This is a genomic window from Azospirillum sp. NS33, assembly GCF_059703765.1.
In genome coordinates this window covers 84,045-100,894 of record NZ_BAAKJB010000010.1, presented here as the reverse complement: position 1 = coordinate 100,894, position 16,850 = coordinate 84,045, and the positions used below count along the sequence as shown (strand labels likewise).

Sequence of the window (16,850 nt, the reverse complement as noted above, 5' to 3'; positions counted from 1 at the left end):
GTCAGTCCTCGCCGGCCTGGGGGGAGCGGGCGCCGGTGACGATGGTGCTGCGCCGGCGCGTTTCGCGCTCCAGGATGTAGAGGCCGCTGAGGGCGACGATGCCGGCGCCGATGGCCGCCGGCAGGGAGGGCAGCTCCCCCCAGATCAACCACCCGAACAGCGCCGCCCACAGCAGCGAGGTGTAGTTGAAGGGCGCGATGGTGGAGGCCGGGGCCAGCGAGTAGGCCCGTGTCAGGAAGAGCTGGGAGCACCCGCCCACCAGGCCGGTCAGCGCCAGCAGCCCGAGCTCGCCCCAGCTCGGCGTCACCCAGGCGAAGGGCAGGGTGGCGGCGGAGAACAGGGTGGTCAGCGCCGTGAAGTAGAAGACGATGGTGTTGGGCGGCTCGGTCCGGCTCAACTGGCGGATCGCCACCATCGCCAGCGCCTGGCCGAAGGCCGCGGCGATCGCCACCACCGCACCCAGCTCCAGCATGGCGCCGCTGGGCCGGAGGATGATGAGCACGCCAACGAAGCCGACGGCCACCGCGCTCCAGCGGTGGATGCCCACCTTCTCGCCCAGCAGCGGCACCGACAGGGCGGTGAGGAACAGCGGCGTGGTGAAGTTCAGGGCGGTGGCGTCGGCCAGGGGCAGCAGGGCGAACGACCAGAAGATCAGCAGCATGGCCGTCAGGCCGATGGCCGAGCGCCAGACGTGGCCCCAAGGATGCGCGGTGCGGAGCGAGCGCCAGCCGCCATTCACCGACACGGCGAGGACGACGGGGATCAGCGCGAAGGCGTTGCGGAAGAAGCTCACCTCGGTCACCGGGAAGGTGGCCGTCAGGGTCTTCACCAGCACGTTGATGATCGCGAACAGGAACACCGACGCCAGCACCATGGCGATGCCCTGGGCGGCGTTGTCGGTTCTTTGGAAGGGGGCGGTCGGGACGGTCACGGGCGGAACGTTAGCAAACGCCGCCGCCCGCGTCACCGGAGGGTGGTCGCACCGGCCATGCCGCACCGGTATGGCACCGATGCGGCGGTGCAGCAACGGGTCAGCGCAGGGTGAGCATCGCCTTGATCTCGCCCTCGGCGGCCAGCCAGTGCTCCATGTCGCGCCCCTCCGGCGAGCCGGACTGCTGCCACAGCTCGTAGGCGCGCTCCTGCACCATGCGGGTCTGCTCGCCGCGCAGCAGGCCTTCGGCGATGTGCATGTCGACGCGGGCCAGGGCGATCAGCTTGGCCGCCTCGATCTCGCCGCTGCCGGCCTCCAGCGTGGTCGAGGACGCGAACTGCGCCAGGTGGACGAGGTTGTCGCGGACCTCCTCGGGCAGGGTGCAGCGCTCGGACTGGACGATGGTCTTGATGGCGATCCAGAGCTTCAGATTGTGATCGAGGGCGAGGTTGACCTTGGCGGGTGTGTCCGCCTCGATCAGCATCGTCGCCGCCTGCATCAGCGCCAGGGCGTCCTGCTCCGGCGAGGTGAAGTTGCTGCGCAGGATGGCTTCCGCGCCGGCTTCGGTGGTGGCGGTGTCGACGGTGTCGGCGGTGGCGGTCTTGCGCTTGGCCATGTGCTGTCCCCTGCTCGTCGGCGTGGCGTCGGACCGTCCGGGGCCATCCCGGCGGACGTCGCACAATATTGCGCCCAGCAATAGACCGTGCCGTGCTTAAAAAACAGTAAAGAGGAGAGTAGTGCGGCGGCGAACACTGACGCCTCTGCCGCCCTTCACCAGCCGGTGACCGCGCCGAAGGGGAGGCGGAAGGTGAAGCTGAACACGTTGTCACCGGCCCGCGGCTCGACGCTGTCGCCGGCCGGCACGATGCGGCTGTAGCCCAGGGCGACGCGGGCGTCATTGGCGAACTCGTAGCCGAGTTCGAGCTGGGACCGCACTTGCAGGTTGCCGTCGGGCTCGGTGGGCGAGAGCGGGACGTAGCCGGCCCCGATGCTGGGCGTGAAGGTGAAGGACCCGAGCGGGACGTCGAGCAGCAGGCCGCCGGTGCTGGCCAGCTGCCCGTCGACGCCGGGTTGGGCGGTCAGCCAGGGCTTCAGCGTGGCGTAGGGGGCGAGCCAGGGAAGCAGCGCGCCGCCGATCCGGAACTTGTCGTGGAGCCCGCCGATGGCGTCGACGCGGTCCGGCGGCGCCGCCTCCGGCGACAGGCTGCCGAGGCGCCACGCGCTCCGCGTCGCGCCGCCCGCCCTCGGCACGCCATCGTCCTGCAGCGTCATCGCGTGCACCGGCGCCGCGGCCGCCACGGCGCCGCACAGCGCCGCCGCGACGAGCGCGGCGCGGGAGGACGGGGCCAGGTGAAGGGCCGGACGGCGATGACTCACGTCACGAGACTCCCGTACGCGGGGGGCGGAGCTGTCGAGCGCCCCACTATGCGCCAGAAACCTTACTACAAGTTCAACATGATAAGGGGTGCGCGTGGGACTTTCGCAAGTCCCGCCGCGCACCCCTCGGAGGTAGCAATCCCGCGCCGCGCCGCGCGGCCGCCGGACTCAGCCGAAGAAGCCGATGCGCTGGGTGAGCGCGGACCCGGTGCGCAGCACCAGCTCGGCCAGCCCGGTCATCGGCCGGAAGATCCGCTCGTTCTCCTGGCGGTAGTCCTGCCCCTCGTCGCCGACATAGGTGGCGGACTCGCCGAAGTCGTCGTCGTCCAGGGCCAGGTCGGCGGTCGCCGGGAAGATGACCTTGAGCTGCTCCACCGCCGTCGAGACGTCCAGGTGGAGGATGCGGTTCACCAGCTGGTCGCGGGTGGTCTGGTGCTGGCTGGAGAACTCCGGGATGCGGGTCGCCAGACGGAAGATCTCGTGGATCAACGCCAGCCGCACCGCGTGGAGGAGGCGCATGCCGGTGCGGGTGCGCTCGCTCACCAGCGCCGCGCAGCCCGGGCCGGTGCGCTCCAGCCCGTCGCGCAGGATGGTGAAATCGCGGTAAAGCTTGCGGTAGACGCGGAGCTGGCGCTGGTGCGTCGGGTTGTCCTCGAGATGGCCGGCGAGCTGGCGCATCTCCTCCGCCTGGGCGGCGGTGTCGGCGCGCGCCGCCAGGGTCAGCCACAGCCCGGGGTCGAGGGTGTCGATGTAGGCCTTCAGCGCCGCCGGGTCGGCGATGCCGAACCCGTACTCCACCACCCCCATCAGGCCCCGGAACCGCCGCGACCGGCCGTAGAGCGACGCGAAGTGGTCGGGGTCCTTCTCGATCGCCGCGCCGACGCCGCCGACCGTGTTGGCGGGCAGGCCGAGCTGCTGGAGGATGGCGTTGTGCGGAATCGCGCGGATCTGCGACACCGACTGCTGGTCGATGTTCTCGGCGGCGCTGTCGTACTGGCGCTTGAAGGCGCGGCTGCCCGACGGGTACAGCAGGTTGGCGCCGAACGCCGACACCAGCACCGCGTAGTTCGGGTCCTCGACCAGCGACACCTGGAATTCCTTCACCGTCGTGAAGAACTCGGTGATGTAGTCGTTGTCGTCGTAGAACGGGTCGTCGCGGCTGCCGGCGCGCTGGCCCAGCATGTATTCGACGATGCGGGTCACCGCGGTGAAGGCGGTGGTCTCGGTGGTGAAGTAGAGGAAGCCGTCGCCGCCCTGGAAGCTGGTCTCCTGCTTGAAGGACACGCCCTGGTCGGCCAGCGCCTGCAGCCAGGCCGGCGGCGCGGTGTAGGCGATGCGGTCCTCGAAGGAGCCGGGATGGGTGCCGCGGCCGATCGACTCGCCGTGGGTGTCGAAGATCACCAGCTGCACGCCGCTCAGCCCGTGCTTGCTGAACAGGCGGGCGACGCGGTTGCGCAGCCGCTCGATGGAGGCCGACGCCGGGGTTTGCCCGAGATAGCGTCCGGCGTCGGAGTAGCCGGTCTGGATGCACAGCCGGCCGCGCTTCTGGACGTAGGTCTTGAAGTGCGGGTTGTCGAGCAGGCTGTCGATCACCCGGCTGCCGACCTCCAGCGCCCGCTCCGTCTCGAACAGCGGCGAGATGTCGAGGCGGTCGTCGATGCCGAAGACCTTGGCGTAGTAGAGCGCCGTCAGCACCGTGAACGCGGTCTCGCTCTCGGCGATGAGGAAGCGGATCGGCGTCGACGCGTCGGCGTATTTCAGCATCTGCGCCACCACCATGAACAGGCGCTTGGCCGAGGTGCGCTCGACGATCAGGGAGCCGAAATTGATGGAGGTGGGCGTCACCTTGTCGAGCAGCTGCGTCAGCGCGTTGAGGTAGGACTGGCGGTAGCGCGGGTCGTCCGGCGCCGAGCTCAGCCCGACCGCCTTGCGGATGGCGTTGTGGAGCTGGGTCGAGTTGATGCGCACGTGGGTGTGGGCCTGGCCCAGCCCGTAATTGGCCATCTCGGCCCGCAGCACGCACAGCCGGACCACCAGCGGGGAGGCCTTCGGCCCCTGCTGCCCCAGCAGCCGGATCGCCCGGTTGACCCGCTCGATGAGCTGCCCGGCGTCGACCAGGCGGAACGCCTGGTCGTCGTGCATGCGCTTGGCGATGCGCTGGATGTTGCGGTAGGCGTCGGCCTGCTCGGGGTCGTGGGTGGCGAACACCTGCAGCTCGTCGGTCACCTCGTGGTTGGCCAGCACGAGGCGGGATTCGATCTGCTCCAGCGTGTGGCGAAGCTCCTCGTCCCCCGGCGCCGCGGCGCGCACCGCCTGGAGTTCGCCCAGATAGTGGCGCAGCTGCAGGGACTGCACCTTCAGGCGCTTGTGCAGGGTGTCGGTCCACTTGATGTCGGACCGCCCGTCGATGTCGTAGCCGACCCAGCTCGCCACCGTCAGCAGCTTGGGCGTCAGCTCGCACCAGCGCTCCGGGTAGACCTCCGCCGCCACGGCGAAGACGATGCCGTAGAGGCGGCGCAGGGCGCGCCCCACGTTGTCCAGCGCCATCAGCGACAGCTCGTGCTCGCGCTTCAACGAGATGCCGGCGTCGGGGCGGTGCTCGGAATCGACGATGCGGGCGACCAGCGCGGCCCGCTCGTCCAGCGTCAGCACCGTTCCCTCGGTGGTGCGGCCGGTGGCCAGGCAGGCCACCGCGTTCATCAGCGCGCCCGACAGGTTGAAGGTGGGGTGGGCCGTCATGACGATGCCGAACACCTCCCGCTCCACGGTGTCGCGGAAGGTGTCGAAGGGCACCGGCGTCTCGGCGCCGTCCGGCAGCGCCAGGGCGCGGATCAGGCCGCGCAGGCGGTCGGCGTTGGCCTCGGGGTCGGTGTCGCCCAGCTTGGCGGCGAACCGCTCGGCCCGGTCCAGCAGCCCTTCGGCCGACAGGTACTGGATGAGCTGCTCCAGCTTGCCGAAGTCCAGCGATCCCGCGGCGAGGCGGCGGGTGATCTCCAGCGACAGGTGCAGGACGGGGTTGCTGAAGGGGTCCTCGTCGCTCTCCCGGACGAAGCGGTCCAGGCACTCCGTCAGGTCGCCGGCGCACTGGGCGGCGTCGAATCCCGCGCTGCCGGGGAAGCGGGCCGCGCTGGTCAGCAGCGGCGCCACCGTCGGCAGCAGGTCGGCGGAGGTCGGCCCGGGACCGGCCGTCGGACCGGCCGTCGCACCCGCCGCACCCGTATCGGCCGCGCTCGACGCCTTGGCCGCGGCGGCGTGGCGCGCACGCGCATCACGGGGGCGGGCGGGCTTGATATCGGCGTCGGTCATAGACACGGTCCCCCAGCGGAGTGGATAAGCCCCTGGAGCATGTGATTCGTTCGCACGGGGTGTCAACCGCTGGATGGTGCAGTGCGGAACTTATCCCATTCGGCGGGATGCCCGGGCTTGCGGGTTTCCGGACGGCCGGGTGGTGGCGCGCCGGCGTGCCGTTTGCTCCTTTGCGCGGACGGCGGCGCCCGGCTACAGTCGCGGTGTCTGTCCGGGGGTGCGCATGGATCTCGAACTCTGGCTGGTGTACGTGGCCGCGGCGGTCGGGCTGGCGGTGACCCCCGGCCCCAACGGCCTGCTGTCGCTGACCCACGGCGTCCGGTTCGGCTTGGCGCGAACGGTGGCGACGGCGCTCGGCGGGGTGTGCGGCTTCCTGGTGCTGGTGGCGGCCTCCCTGGCCGGGCTGGGCGTGCTGCTGGCGGCTTCGGAGCAGGCCTTCACCGTGGTCAAGTGGCTTGGCGCCGCCTATCTGGTGTTCCTCGGGGTGCGCCTGTGGCGGGCGCCGCCGCCGGCCGTCACCGCCGCCGCCGGCGGGCGCGGGGCGGCGGACGGCGGCCACCCGCGGCGGCTGTTCGCCCAGGGCTTCCTGGTCGCCGTCTCCAACCCCAAGGCACTGATCTTCTTCGCCGCCTTTCTTCCCCAGTTCATGGACCCGGCGGCCCCGTTCTGGGTGCAGTTTGCCGTGCTCGGCGGCACCTTCGGGGTGGTCGAGTTCGCGTACGAGCTGGTGCTGGCCGGTGCGGCGCAGCGGCTGGCCCCGTGGCTCGGCCGAAACGGGCGCTGGTTCAACCGGCTGACCGGATCGACCTTCATCGGCATCGGCGGCCTGCTGGCGACCGCCAGCCGCGGCTAGGAGCACGCCGACCGTGACCAGGAGCGCGACGGACAGGAGCGAGAAGGAGAAGATGCTGGCCGGTGAGCTGTACCGGGCGGTCGGCCCGGAGATCGCCGCCGACGCCGCCCGCGCCGACCGCCTGCTGCGGGCCTACAACGCCACCGGGATGGACGAGCCCGAGCACCGCCGCCGGCTGCTGGCCGAGCTGTTCGGGGCGGTGGGCGAGGACGTGGTGATCCGGCCGCCGTTCCACTGTGACTACGGCTACAACATCCGCGTTGGGCGCGGCGTGTTCATGAACTTCGGCTGCGTCCTGCTCGACGTCGTCGGCATTGAGATCGGCGAGGGCACGCAGATCGGGCCGGCGGTGCAGATCTACACCGCCGACCACCCGCGGGATGCCGAGCTGCGCCGCCAGGGCTTCGAGAGCGGTGTGCCGGTGCGCATCGGCCGCAACGTGTGGATCGGTGGCGGGGCCATCGTGCTGCCCGGGGTCACCGTGGGCGACGACGCGGTGATCGGCGCCGGCAGCGTGGTGACCCGCGACGTTCCGGCCGGCGCCACCGTCGCCGGCAACCCGGCCCGGGTCCGCCAGCGGCCCGAGGGCGGCGCCTGACCCGGCAACGCAGGACGGAGGGGGCACCGTGATCGGCAGCGGCGGCGGCACGGGGGACGGCGCGGCCCGCGCCACGGACGACGGCGCGGCGCGCGCCACGGGGGACGGCGACCAGAGCGCCGTCCTGGCGTTTCTGGGGGACCCCGGCAGCCACGGCGGCGCGCCGGTCGACCGCATCGACACCCACGGCGCCGTCGTCTTCCTGGCCGGCCCGTTCGCCTACAAGCTGAAGCGGGCGGTGCGGTTCCCCTACATGGACTTCTCGACGCGCGCGGCCCGCCGTGCGGCCTGCGAGGCGGAGCTGCGCCTGAACCGCCGCACCGCGCCGGGGCTCTACCGCGCGGTGGAGCCGGTGGTGCGACGCGCCGACGGCACCCTGGCGCTGGGCGGTGTCGGCGAGGCGGTGGACTGGGTTGTGGTGATGCGCCGCTTCGACGGCGACGCGCTGTTCGACCGCCTGGCCGAACGCGGCGCCCTCCGGGCCGACGTGATGCGGCGCCTGGCCGAGGCGGTGGCGGCGTTCCACGGCGCCGCGGCGCCGCGGCGCGACGGCGGCGGCGCGGCGGCGATGGCGGCGGTGGTCGACGGCAACATCGCGGAGCTGGAGGGGAATCCCGGTCTGTTCGCCCCGGCCGTGGTGGCGCGGCTGGCCGGGCGGACGCGGGCGGCGCTGGACCGCCAGGCCCGGCGCCTCGACCGCCGCCGCGACGCCGGGCTGGTCCGCCACTGTCACGGCGACCTGCACCTGCGCAACATCGTCCTCGACGACGGCCGGCCGACCCTGTTCGACGGCATCGAGTTCGACGAGGGCCTGGCCGTGGTCGACGTCTTCTACGACCTCGCCTTCCTGCTGATGGATCTGGAGCACCGCGGCCTTCGCGGCCTCGCCAACACGGTGCTCAACCGCTACGTCGAGGTCACCGGCGACCTCGACGGGCTGGCGCTGCTGCCCCTGTTCGTGTCGGTGCGGGCGGCGGTGCGCGCCAAGGTCGATGCGGCGGCGGCGGCGGCCCAGGCGGACGGGGCGGGGGCCGCCGGGATGCGCGCCGCCGCCGTCTCCTATCTCGACCACGCGGTGGCGGCGCTGGCGCCGCCGCCGCCGCTGCTGGTGGCGGTGGGCGGGCTGTCCGGGACCGGGAAGACCACCGTCGCCCGCGCCCTGGCGCCCGGCCTGGGGGCGGCGCCGGGAGCGGTGGTGCTGCGCAGCGACGTGGTTCGCAAGCGCCTGTGCGGCGTGGCGGAGACGGTGCGGCTGGCGGCGGACGCCTACGCCCCGGCGGTCACCGGCCGGGTGTACGAGGCCCTCGCCCGCGACGCGGCGACGGCCCTGGCGGCGGGCCACGCGGTGCTGGCGGACGCGGTCTACGCACGGCCCGAGGAGCGGCAGGCCATCGAGGCGGTCGCCGCCGCCGCCGGGGTGCCGTTCCGCGGCGTCTGGCTGGAGGCGCCGGCGGCGGCGCGGGCGGCCCGCGTCGACGCCCGCACGGCCGACGCCTCCGACGCCACCGCCGCGGTGGTGCGGCGCCAGGACGCCTACGACGTCGGCCGCGTGGACTGGGCGCGGGTCGACGCCGGGGGTACCCCCGAGGCGGTCGTGGCGGCGGCCCGCGAAACCCTGTCCCAAGCCTTTCGCAGCGGACACCGGGCCGGCGGCGGGCGTATGATCGAGGGGAGTGATGGGGGCGCCCGGGCGCCCGGACCTGCGAGCGCAGGTGCCAACGAAGAAAGGGCCAGCCCGCGACGGCCCTGGGAGGAATGACCGTGACTCTCAAGACGATCCTGGTGCCGCTGGCCGGCGCCGACACCGATGCGGTGGCGCTGTCCATGGCGATGACGGTCGCAAAGCGCTTCGACGCCCATGTCGACGCGCTGTTCGTCAAGCTCGACCCGCGCGACGCCGTGCCGATGCTGGGTGAAGGGATGTCCGGCGCGATGGTGGACGAGATCATGCGCGCCGCCGAGGGCGAGGCGAACAGCCACCTCGCCGCCGCCCGCCGCGCCTTCGACGCGGCCGTGCAGGCCGCCGGCCTGCCGACCCGCGACGCCCCGCCGGCCGGTCCCGGCGCCTCGGCGCGCTGGCGCGAGGTGGTCGGCCGCGTCGAGGAGGAGGTGCCCCGCGAGGGCCGCCTCAGCGACCTTCTGGTGTTCGCCCACACCGTTCTGGACACCGACGGGCAGGCGCTGGCGACGGTGGAATCGGCGCTCCTGGCCTCGGCCCGTCCGTTGCTTCTGGCGCCCGCGGCACCGACCGGCCCGGTCGGTGACTCCGTGGCGCTGGCCTGGAACGGCAACACCGAGGCGGCGCGCGCCGTGGCCGGTGCGATGCCGTTCCTGCGCAAGGCCGGGACGGTCCACGTGCTGACCGCCGAAACCGCGGTCACCGACGCCGCGACGGGTCGTCGCATCAGCGAGTATTTGTCTTGGCACGGGATTTCTTCCCGTCTTACGATTGTGCCATCGGGTTCGGAACCGGTCGGCCAGTCGCTGATGAACAAGGCGGCGGAGGTCGGGGCGGACCTGATGGTCATGGGCGGGTACGGTCACAGCCGGATGCGCGAGATGATCCTCGGCGGCGTGACCCGCCACGTCCTCAACCACGCCGGCCTGCCGGTGCTGATGGCCCATTGATCCGGTCACCTCGGCCTGCGCCAAGCGGGTCATGGCCGGGCAGGCCGCCGACGAGGGGCGACAGGGACGCGGACCCCGCGTCCCACCCGCTCGGCGACCCGCGGCGCCTTTGGACGTCGCCCGTACGCGGTCGGCACGTTCCCGGGAGGAACGCTGCGATGCTGACCATCGATGACTGCATTGGTCTGAGCGGCCTGAGCGAAGCCGAGATCGACGCCATCGCCGAGCACGAGCACGTGCCGGAAATGCTGGCCGTCGAGCTGGGCTGTTGCCTCCTCGCGAGCGCGGCGGGACAGCGGTGCATCGCCGCCTTCATCCGCGACGACATCATGCGCGCCTGCCGGCACGGCGATCCCGGCCACGCGCGGGACCTGGCGGCCGTGCTGAGCGGCTTCCTGGCCGATCACCCCGGGCTGTTCGCGCGCCGGAATCCCGGTGCCTGACGGCGCGCCGGAGGGAGGAGACGGCCATGGCGTTGAAGACGATCCGCCTGGAACTGGCGCGCACCCGCGACCACCCGGCGGGCAGCGCCGAGCACGGCTACGAGTTCACCGCCCCGCTGACCGCCGACGGACGGTTCGACCCGGAGGAGTGGCGCGGCGTGCGCCAGAAATGCCTGGTCCGGCGGTTCTGGCGCGGCGAGCCGCCGGTGAGCGGTCGGCTCGTCCACCGTGGCAGCCGCTGGGCGTTCCACTACGACGGCGACGGCGACGCGGAGGAGGCGGATGAGCCGATCTTCCGATTCGACCGCCACGTCTTCTCCGTCGGCGACTATGTGACGATCACCGAGCACGACGGCGAGCAACGCACCTTCCGCGTCGCCAGCGTGCGGTAGGCCCGCGGCGCGTCAGTCCTGGGCCCGCCGGCGCACCTCCTCGCGCGCCCATTCGCCGATCGCGGCGAGGAGGCGCTCGAGGCGCGGCCGCACCTCCGCCGCCCGCTCGTCGCGGAAGCGGAAGGGCGGCGCCTCGTCCATGTAGGTGTGCTGCGCCAGTTCGAGCTGCACGGCGTGGATGCCGTCCGCCGGGCGGCCGTAGCGACGGGTGATGTAGCCGCCCTTGAAGCGGCCGTTGAGGACGCTGGTGTGGCGCTCGGAGACGCTGAGCACGTTCATCATGCGGGCGGCCAGCGTGGGGGCCGCGCTGGCGCCGTCGGCGGTGCCCACGGAGAAGTCAGGCAAGGTGCCGTCGAAGAATCGCGGGACGGCGGAACGGATGGAATGGGCCTCGAACAGAACGGCGATGCCATGCCGCTCGCGCACCGCGGCCAGCGCCCGGGCGAGCTGGTCATGGTAGGGGCGCCAGTAGAGGTCAACCCGGCGCTGCACCTCCGCGGCGTCCGGTGCCGCGCCCGGCGGGTAGAGCGGCCGGTGGTCGAAGGTGGTGAGGGGGCACAACTCCGTGTTGTCGGCGCCGTCGTACAGCGCGGTGCCGGAGGGGTCCCGGTTGAGGTCGACCACGGACCGCGAGCAGGTCGCGGTGAGATAGCCGATGCCCAGGGCGGGCGCGAAGTGATAGAGGCGGTCGAGGTGCCAATCGGTGTCCGCGAGCGCCAGCGCGCCATCCGTCATGGCCGCGGCGACGTCCGTCGGAATCCCCGTGCCGACATGGGGAATGCTGAGGAGCACCGGCGTCTCGCCGGGCTGGAACCGGAATGTCTCCATGGCGTCGACCTCGCCGCGGCCGGGTGGATGCCGCACTGCGGGACTATGGGAAGGGGACCGTTCGGCGTCAAACCATATTACGGATTTGTTATACCGCATGGCGGGAGATATGCACGTCACGGTTGATTTACCGCCAGCGCACGCCGTGGCTTGTGTGCAATGCACACACAGCTGTGGATTGATGTCATTCCTGCCCGTATAGTCCGGCCTCACGTTTCCCCTGGTGGTGTGCCGACTCGTGCCGTTCGATCCCTTGTCGCTGTCCCTGCTCGGTCTCGTTCTCCTCGTGGCCGGCGTGTGCGCCGGCGTCCTCGCCGGGTTGCTGGGCGTTGGTGGCGGGATCGTCATCGTGCCCGTGCTGTTCCATCTGCTGGGCCTCATCGGGGTCGAGGAGCAGGTGAAGATGCACCTCGCGGTGGGCACGTCCCTGGCCTCGATCATACCGACCTCCATCATGTCGGTCCGCTCCCACCTGCGGAGGGACGCGGTGGACCACGATCTGCTGCGGTCCTGGGCGCCCTGGGTGGCGGTCGGGGTGCTGGTGGGCACGGTGCTGGCCGGTTCGGTGCGCGGCACGGTGCTGACCGGGGTGTTCGCGGTGGTGGCCCTGGCGGTTGCGGTGCACATGGCCTTCACGACCGACGCGACGCGGCTGTCGGCCGACCCGCCGCGCGGCTGGCTGAAGGGGCTGACCGCCGCGGTCATCGGCACGTTCTCGGCGATGATGGGAATCGGCGGCGGCACGCTGACGGTGCCGACGCTGGTCCTGTGCAACTACCCCATCCGCCGCGCGGTCGGCACCTCCGCGGCACTTGGTCTCATCATCGCCGTGCCCGGCACCATCGGCTTCGTGGTCGCCGGGCTCGGCGTCGCGGACCGGCCACCGCTGTCGCTGGGCTATGTCAGCCTGTTGGGATTGCTGATGATCGCGCCCGTCAGCATGGCCGCGGCGCCGCTCGGCGCGCGGCTCGCGCACGCCATCGACCCGCGCTGGCTGCGCCGCGCCTTCGCCTTCTTCCTCGCCGTCACCTCGGCTCGTATGTTCTATGGCCTGTTGACGTAGGCCCCGGCGTTCGGAACAATCCCGACCAAAATCAGAACCGTCGCAGGACGGCGTGTCGGCGGACGACCGGAAGGCAAGACCCGCGGCGCAGCGGGCAGCCCCCTTCCAAGGCGTTCGTGGAACCCCGTGGGAGGCGTGTTCATGACGACCCGACGACACCTGCTCTTGCCGCTGGCGTTGGCGCCGGTCGCCGGCTGGGCCCTCTGGTCCAGCGGCTCCAGCGAGCCGACGCACCCGTTCAGCCGCTTCCATCTGCCCGTCGACGACCTCACCGCCCTGTGGCGGGAGCTGTCGCAGGTCCACATCAGCCATGCCGCCGCGGCGCCGGAGTTTCCGGCGCAGGTCCGGGAGCTCGAGGGACGGACCGTGCGGCTGCGCGGCTTCATGGTCCCCCTGGAGGAGAGCGGACGGCACAGCCGCTTCATCCTCGCCGCCAACCCCATCGGCTGCCCCGCCTGCGAACGGCCGAGCCCGGCCACCATGCTGCACGTCCGGGCCCGTCAGCCGCTGCCCGACACCCGGCAGCCGCTGGTGCTGTCCGGCACCCTCCGGCTGATGCCGACCGAGGGCATCTTCTACCACCTGGAACAGGCCGACCTCTCCTTCGCCTGAGCCGCCGCGCCCGCCGGGTCAGCCGCCGCGCCGGAGATAGGCCCGTGGCGGCGCGCCCAGCACGCGCTTGAACATGGTCGTGAACGCCGCGGGGTTGTCGTAGCCGAGGTCGAGCGCCACGGTGGTGACGGCCTCGCCCGCCACCAGGCGCGGCAGGGCTGCTGCCAGACAGGCCCGCTGCCGCCATTCGACGAAGCTGAGGCCGGTCTGCTGCCGGAAGCGGCGGGTGAAGGCGCGCCGGCTCACGCCCAGCGGCGCGCACCACTGGTCGATGGAGTGGTGGACCAGCGGATGCCCCAGGAAGCGCCGGCACCGTTCGGCCAATGCGGCGTCCGCCGGCATGGGCAGGGCCAGGGGCAGCTCGGTCAGCTGGTGCATCTCGTGACGGATGAGCGCCATCAGCGCGCCGGCGTGGCTGTCCGGCGGGTGGTCCGCCGGCACCTCCAGCGCCTTGAGGATCAGGCCGCGCAGCAGGGGCGGCAGGTCGACGACGACGCACCGGCCGGGCATGCCCCCGGCATGGGCCGGATCGAGGTAGAGGATGGCGGCGCGCACGGCACCGCTCATCCGGACCTCGTGGACGACGCCCGGGGGAATCCACAGCCCGTGCTGCGGCGGCATGATCCACCGCCCCTCCGGCGTCGCGAGCACGAGCACGCCCGTGGCGCCGAAGATGAGCTGCCCGCGGCGGTGCTGATGGGCGGACAGCACGCAGCCGTCGGGATAGTCGCGGCCCAGGGCGATGAGCGGGCGCGCCACGGAGTCGACCTCGTCGATGGGGACGTGCTGCGCCATGGCCCGATCTCGTAGGACATGGGCCCGACCGCGGTGGCGGGCCCGGATGGCCGACCGTAACCTCCGGATCCGAGAGGCGCAACGCCACCGGTGCCGGGGACGAAGACCGGCGCCGCGTGGCCCCGGCGAGAAAAGGCCCGACCCACCGTGAATCCCTCCACCACCGGCCGGCCCGCCGCCGGTCCCCCGGGGTACGCCATTCTGGCGGCCCTCGGCCTGACCCACCTGGTGAACGACCTCCTGCAATCGCTGCTGCCGGCGCTGTACCCGGTGCTGAAGGACGGGATGGGCCTCAGCTTCGCGCAGCTCGGCCTGCTCACCCTCGCGTACCAGTGCACGGCATGCGTGCTGCAGCCGGTGATCGGTCATCTTGCCGACCGCCGGCCGACACCGGGCTGGCTGCCCCTGGGGATGCTGGCGTCGCTGTTCGGCCTGCTGGCCCTGGCCGCCGCGCCGGGATTCCCGGCGCTGCTGGCCGGCGCCGTGCTGCTCGGTTTCGGATCGGCCGTCTTCCATCCCGAGGCCTCGCGGCTGGTGCGCCGGGCGGCGGGCGGCGCCCAGGGGCTGGCCCAGTCGCTGTTCCAGGTCGGGGGCAACGCCGGAGCGGCGCTCGGTCCGCTGGCCGCCGCGCTGGTGGTCGCGCCCTTCGGCAAGGGCAGCGTCGCCTGGTTCGGCCTGGCGGCGCTGGCCGCCGCCCTGGCCCTGGTGGCGCTGGCCCGCGGCCCGGCGGCGGCGGCCGGCGGCAGGGGGGGCGGCAGGGGGGGCGGCAGGAATGGCGGGAGGGGCGCCACCCCGGCCGCCGGGCACCCCGTCCGGCGCCGCCGGCCGGGGGGCGGTCGGGCGATGACCGTGCTGACGGTGCTGATCTTCTCGAAATACGTCTATCTCGCCAGCATCGGCAGCTACTACACCTTCTTCCTGATCGACCGTTTCGCGCTGGACACCGGCGCGGCGCAGATGTGTCTGTTCGTCTTCTTCGCCGCGGTGGCGTCGGGCACGGTGCTCGGCGGTGCGCTCGGCGACCGGATCGGACGGCGCCGGGTGATCTGGGTCTCGATCCTCGGCGTGCTCCCGTTCACCGTGGCGCTGCCCCATGTCGGCCTGGCGGCGACGGTGGCGCTCAGCGCCGTCGTCGGGCTGGCTCTGGCCTCCGCCTTTCCGGCCATCGTGGTCTACGCCCAGGACCTCATGCCGGACCGGGTCGGCATGGTGTCCGGTCTGTTCTTCGGCCTGGCCTTCGGCGCCGGCGGCATCGGCGCCGCCGGTCTCGGCCTGCTGGCCGACCGGCTGGGGATCGAGGCGGTGTTCGCCGTCTGCTCGGTGCTGCCGGCGCTGGGCCTGCTGGCCGCCCTGCTGCCCGACGAGGACGGCGCCGTGGCCTGGGCGATGCCGGGGCCGTCCTAAGCGGGTGTTCCGACCTCCGCCCACCCATGGGCGGGCTCGGAACACCTGCAAAACCATGGAGTCCGCAGGTTTCGCCGGGCCGGGCCAGTGGCCCGATCCGGCGAAACCGGCTTAGCGCGGGGTGGCGATGCGGCCGGAGCGGTTGAGCACCTTGGCCAGGGACTCCAGCCGCCGCTGCACGACCTCGCCGTCCAGGGTGCCGGCGTCGTCGGGCAGGGTCAGCACCAGCGCCTCGTCGGACAGCCGCAGCGTCGTCCGCTGCAGCAGCGCGGCCGCCCCGCCGGTCAGGGTGTGGGCCAGGCGCAGCGACAGGCCCAGCACATGGGCCTTGAGGGCCTGGGCGTCGGACAGCAGGCCGCGCACCGCGCCGGCACCGGCCGGCAGCTCCAGCGATCCGACGTAGCGGGCGTACACGGCCAGGGCCATGAACACCCGTTCGGCGTGGTCGATGCCGGGGAAGGGAAAGCGCAGGATGCGCAGGAACGCGTGCTCGGCCCGGTAGTCCGGGTGCTCGGCCCAGCCCAGGTCCGACAGCAGGCAGGCGGCGTGGCGCAGGCGCTGGGCCCCCTGGTCCTCGCCGGCGAACAGGCCGGCGGTCCAGCTCGCCAGCAGGGCGGCGTCGCCGAACCGGCCGTAGCGGAGCGACCAGTCCTCGCAGGCGGCGAGCAGGGGATCCCGGCGCTGCACGTCGGGGGCCAGCAGGCCGTAGAGGTGCCCCTCGCGCAGGCCGTAGGCCGAGAACACCACCGCGCCCGGCGTCACCGCGCGCAAGAGCCGCTCGAACACCAGGGCGGCGTAGGGCAGGGTGTCGATTCGCCGCCGCGACCCGGTGCTCATCTTCTCCAGCGACGACCGGCTCTGGCGCGCGATCAGCGCGGCGAAGTCGCGCATCTCGTCGCCGGCGACGGTGTAGTGATGGATGATGTGCAGGGGATGGCCGGTCTGCTCCATGTGGAGCTTGGCCAGGGCCCGCCAGCTGCCGCCCACCGGGTGGAATGTGCGGCCCTTGACCGTGGGCAGCCACTCCAGGCCGTCGAGGTGCTGGTCGATGGTCCGGGTCAGGCCGCCGTTGCGCCCGGTCGTGCTCTCCATCAGCCGCAACGGACCGAGCGGCAGCGTGACCTGGCGGCCCATCACGCCGGCGTCGAGCCCGACCAGCTCCAGGCTGCCGCCGCCGAGGTCGCCGACCAGCCCGTCGGCCGCCGGCGTGCCCGAGAGCACGCCCATGGCCGCGGTGCGGGCCTCCTCCTCGCCGCTGATGACCCGCATCGCCAGGCCGGTGCGCTCGCGCACGGCGTCCACGAAGGCCGGGCCGTCGGACGCGTCGCGCACCGCGGCGGTGGCGATCACGTCGAGCCGGCCGACGTGCATGCCGCGGGCGAGCTGGTGGAAGCGCAGCAGGTTCTGCAGCGCCTGGGTGACGCCCGCGGGGTTGAGGCGCCCCGTCTTCTCCACCCCGCGGCCGAGGCCGCACAGGACCTTCTCGTTGAAGATCGGCAGCGGCGTCCGCTTCAGCCCGTCGTAGACGACGAGCCGGATGGAGTTCGAGCCGATGTCGATGACGGCGATGCGGTCCGACCCGTCGGCCGCAGCGTCGTCACCCGTGCCAATGGTCATGCG

The 16,850-nt window shown here is 72.6% G+C and carries 16 protein-coding genes; 9 read left to right on the top strand and 7 right to left on the bottom strand.

Annotated features, from left to right (window positions below; translation table 11 throughout):
- Position 1: 1 nt before the first annotated feature.
- From AC6H2I_RS11305 to AC6H2I_RS11290, 4 genes are all read right to left on the bottom strand, one after another.
- On the bottom strand, positions 2–931 hold the full coding sequence (locus AC6H2I_RS11305; protein ID WP_497500730.1) for a DMT family transporter: 930 nt from the start codon (positions 929–931) through the stop codon (positions 2–4).
- A 100-nt stretch (positions 932–1,031) separates the two neighbouring features.
- Positions 1,032–1,547, bottom strand: coding sequence for a DUF2934 domain-containing protein (locus tag AC6H2I_RS11300; RefSeq protein ID WP_497500729.1), 516 nt, complete (start codon positions 1,545–1,547; stop codon positions 1,032–1,034).
- Between the two features lie 155 nt (positions 1,548–1,702).
- Positions 1,703–2,308 carry a hypothetical protein gene (locus AC6H2I_RS11295; RefSeq protein ID WP_497500728.1) on the bottom strand — a complete coding sequence of 202 codons (606 nt, stop codon included), beginning with the start codon at positions 2,306–2,308 and terminating at the stop codon, positions 1,703–1,705.
- Positions 2,309–2,476: 168 nt separating this feature from the next.
- A complete protein-coding gene (locus AC6H2I_RS11290; protein WP_497500727.1) occupies positions 2,477–5,614 on the bottom strand; it encodes a phosphoenolpyruvate carboxylase in 3,138 nt (1,045 codons plus the stop codon).
- Positions 5,615–5,837: 223 nt separating this feature from the next.
- On the opposite strand from AC6H2I_RS11290, the gene AC6H2I_RS11285 reads away from it, so the two are divergent.
- From AC6H2I_RS11285 to AC6H2I_RS11260, 6 genes are all read left to right on the top strand, one after another.
- Positions 5,838–6,467 carry a LysE family translocator gene (locus AC6H2I_RS11285; RefSeq protein WP_497500726.1) on the top strand — a complete coding sequence of 210 codons (630 nt, stop codon included), beginning with the start codon at positions 5,838–5,840 and terminating at the stop codon, positions 6,465–6,467.
- A gap of 13 nt (positions 6,468–6,480) precedes the next feature.
- Entirely contained in the window at positions 6,481–7,065 is a 585-nt protein-coding gene (locus AC6H2I_RS11280; protein WP_497500725.1) for a sugar O-acetyltransferase, read from the top strand.
- 28 nt (positions 7,066–7,093) lie between these two features.
- The gene (locus AC6H2I_RS11275) at positions 7,094–8,824 is read left to right on the top strand and encodes a bifunctional aminoglycoside phosphotransferase/ATP-binding protein (protein ID WP_497500724.1); all 1,731 of its coding nucleotides are present in this window, start codon (positions 7,094–7,096) and stop codon (positions 8,822–8,824) included.
- Between the two features lie 2 nt (positions 8,825–8,826).
- Positions 8,827–9,693: a universal stress protein gene (locus AC6H2I_RS11270; protein WP_497500723.1), complete on the top strand. Its 867-nt coding sequence runs from the start codon at positions 8,827–8,829 to the stop codon at positions 9,691–9,693.
- Between the two features lie 158 nt (positions 9,694–9,851).
- Positions 9,852–10,136: a hypothetical protein gene (locus tag AC6H2I_RS11265; protein ID WP_497500722.1), complete on the top strand. Its 285-nt coding sequence runs from the start codon at positions 9,852–9,854 to the stop codon at positions 10,134–10,136.
- A gap of 26 nt (positions 10,137–10,162) precedes the next feature.
- Positions 10,163–10,528, top strand: a complete 366-nt coding sequence (locus AC6H2I_RS11260; RefSeq protein WP_497500721.1) for a hypothetical protein — start codon at positions 10,163–10,165, stop codon at positions 10,526–10,528.
- Between the two features lie 12 nt (positions 10,529–10,540).
- Here the strand turns inward: AC6H2I_RS11260 and hutG are convergent, their stop codons facing one another.
- On the bottom strand, positions 10,541–11,356 hold the full coding sequence (gene hutG / locus AC6H2I_RS11255) for an N-formylglutamate deformylase (RefSeq protein ID WP_497500720.1): 816 nt from the start codon (positions 11,354–11,356) through the stop codon (positions 10,541–10,543).
- Between the two features lie 238 nt (positions 11,357–11,594).
- Between hutG and AC6H2I_RS11250 the strand changes: the two genes are divergently transcribed.
- Both AC6H2I_RS11250 and AC6H2I_RS11245 read left to right on the top strand, forming a co-directional pair.
- Positions 11,595–12,419, top strand: coding sequence for a sulfite exporter TauE/SafE family protein (locus AC6H2I_RS11250; protein WP_497500719.1), 825 nt, complete (start codon positions 11,595–11,597; stop codon positions 12,417–12,419).
- A 141-nt stretch (positions 12,420–12,560) separates the two neighbouring features.
- A complete protein-coding gene (locus tag AC6H2I_RS11245; protein WP_497500718.1) occupies positions 12,561–13,031 on the top strand; it encodes a DUF3299 domain-containing protein in 471 nt (156 codons plus the stop codon).
- An 18-nt stretch (positions 13,032–13,049) separates the two neighbouring features.
- Here the strand turns inward: AC6H2I_RS11245 and AC6H2I_RS11240 are convergent, their stop codons facing one another.
- Positions 13,050–13,826, bottom strand: a complete 777-nt coding sequence (locus tag AC6H2I_RS11240; RefSeq protein ID WP_497500717.1) for an AraC family transcriptional regulator — start codon at positions 13,824–13,826, stop codon at positions 13,050–13,052.
- Positions 13,827–13,973: 147 nt separating this feature from the next.
- On the opposite strand from AC6H2I_RS11240, the gene AC6H2I_RS11235 reads away from it, so the two are divergent.
- Positions 13,974–15,230, top strand: a complete 1,257-nt coding sequence (locus AC6H2I_RS11235) for an MFS transporter (protein ID WP_497500716.1) — start codon at positions 13,974–13,976, stop codon at positions 15,228–15,230.
- Positions 15,231–15,341: 111 nt separating this feature from the next.
- Here AC6H2I_RS11235 and AC6H2I_RS11230 read toward each other — a convergent pair whose 3' ends face one another.
- Positions 15,342–16,847, bottom strand: a complete 1,506-nt coding sequence (locus AC6H2I_RS11230) for a Ppx/GppA phosphatase family protein (protein ID WP_497500715.1) — start codon at positions 16,845–16,847, stop codon at positions 15,342–15,344.
- Positions 16,848–16,850: the final 3 nt, after the last annotated feature.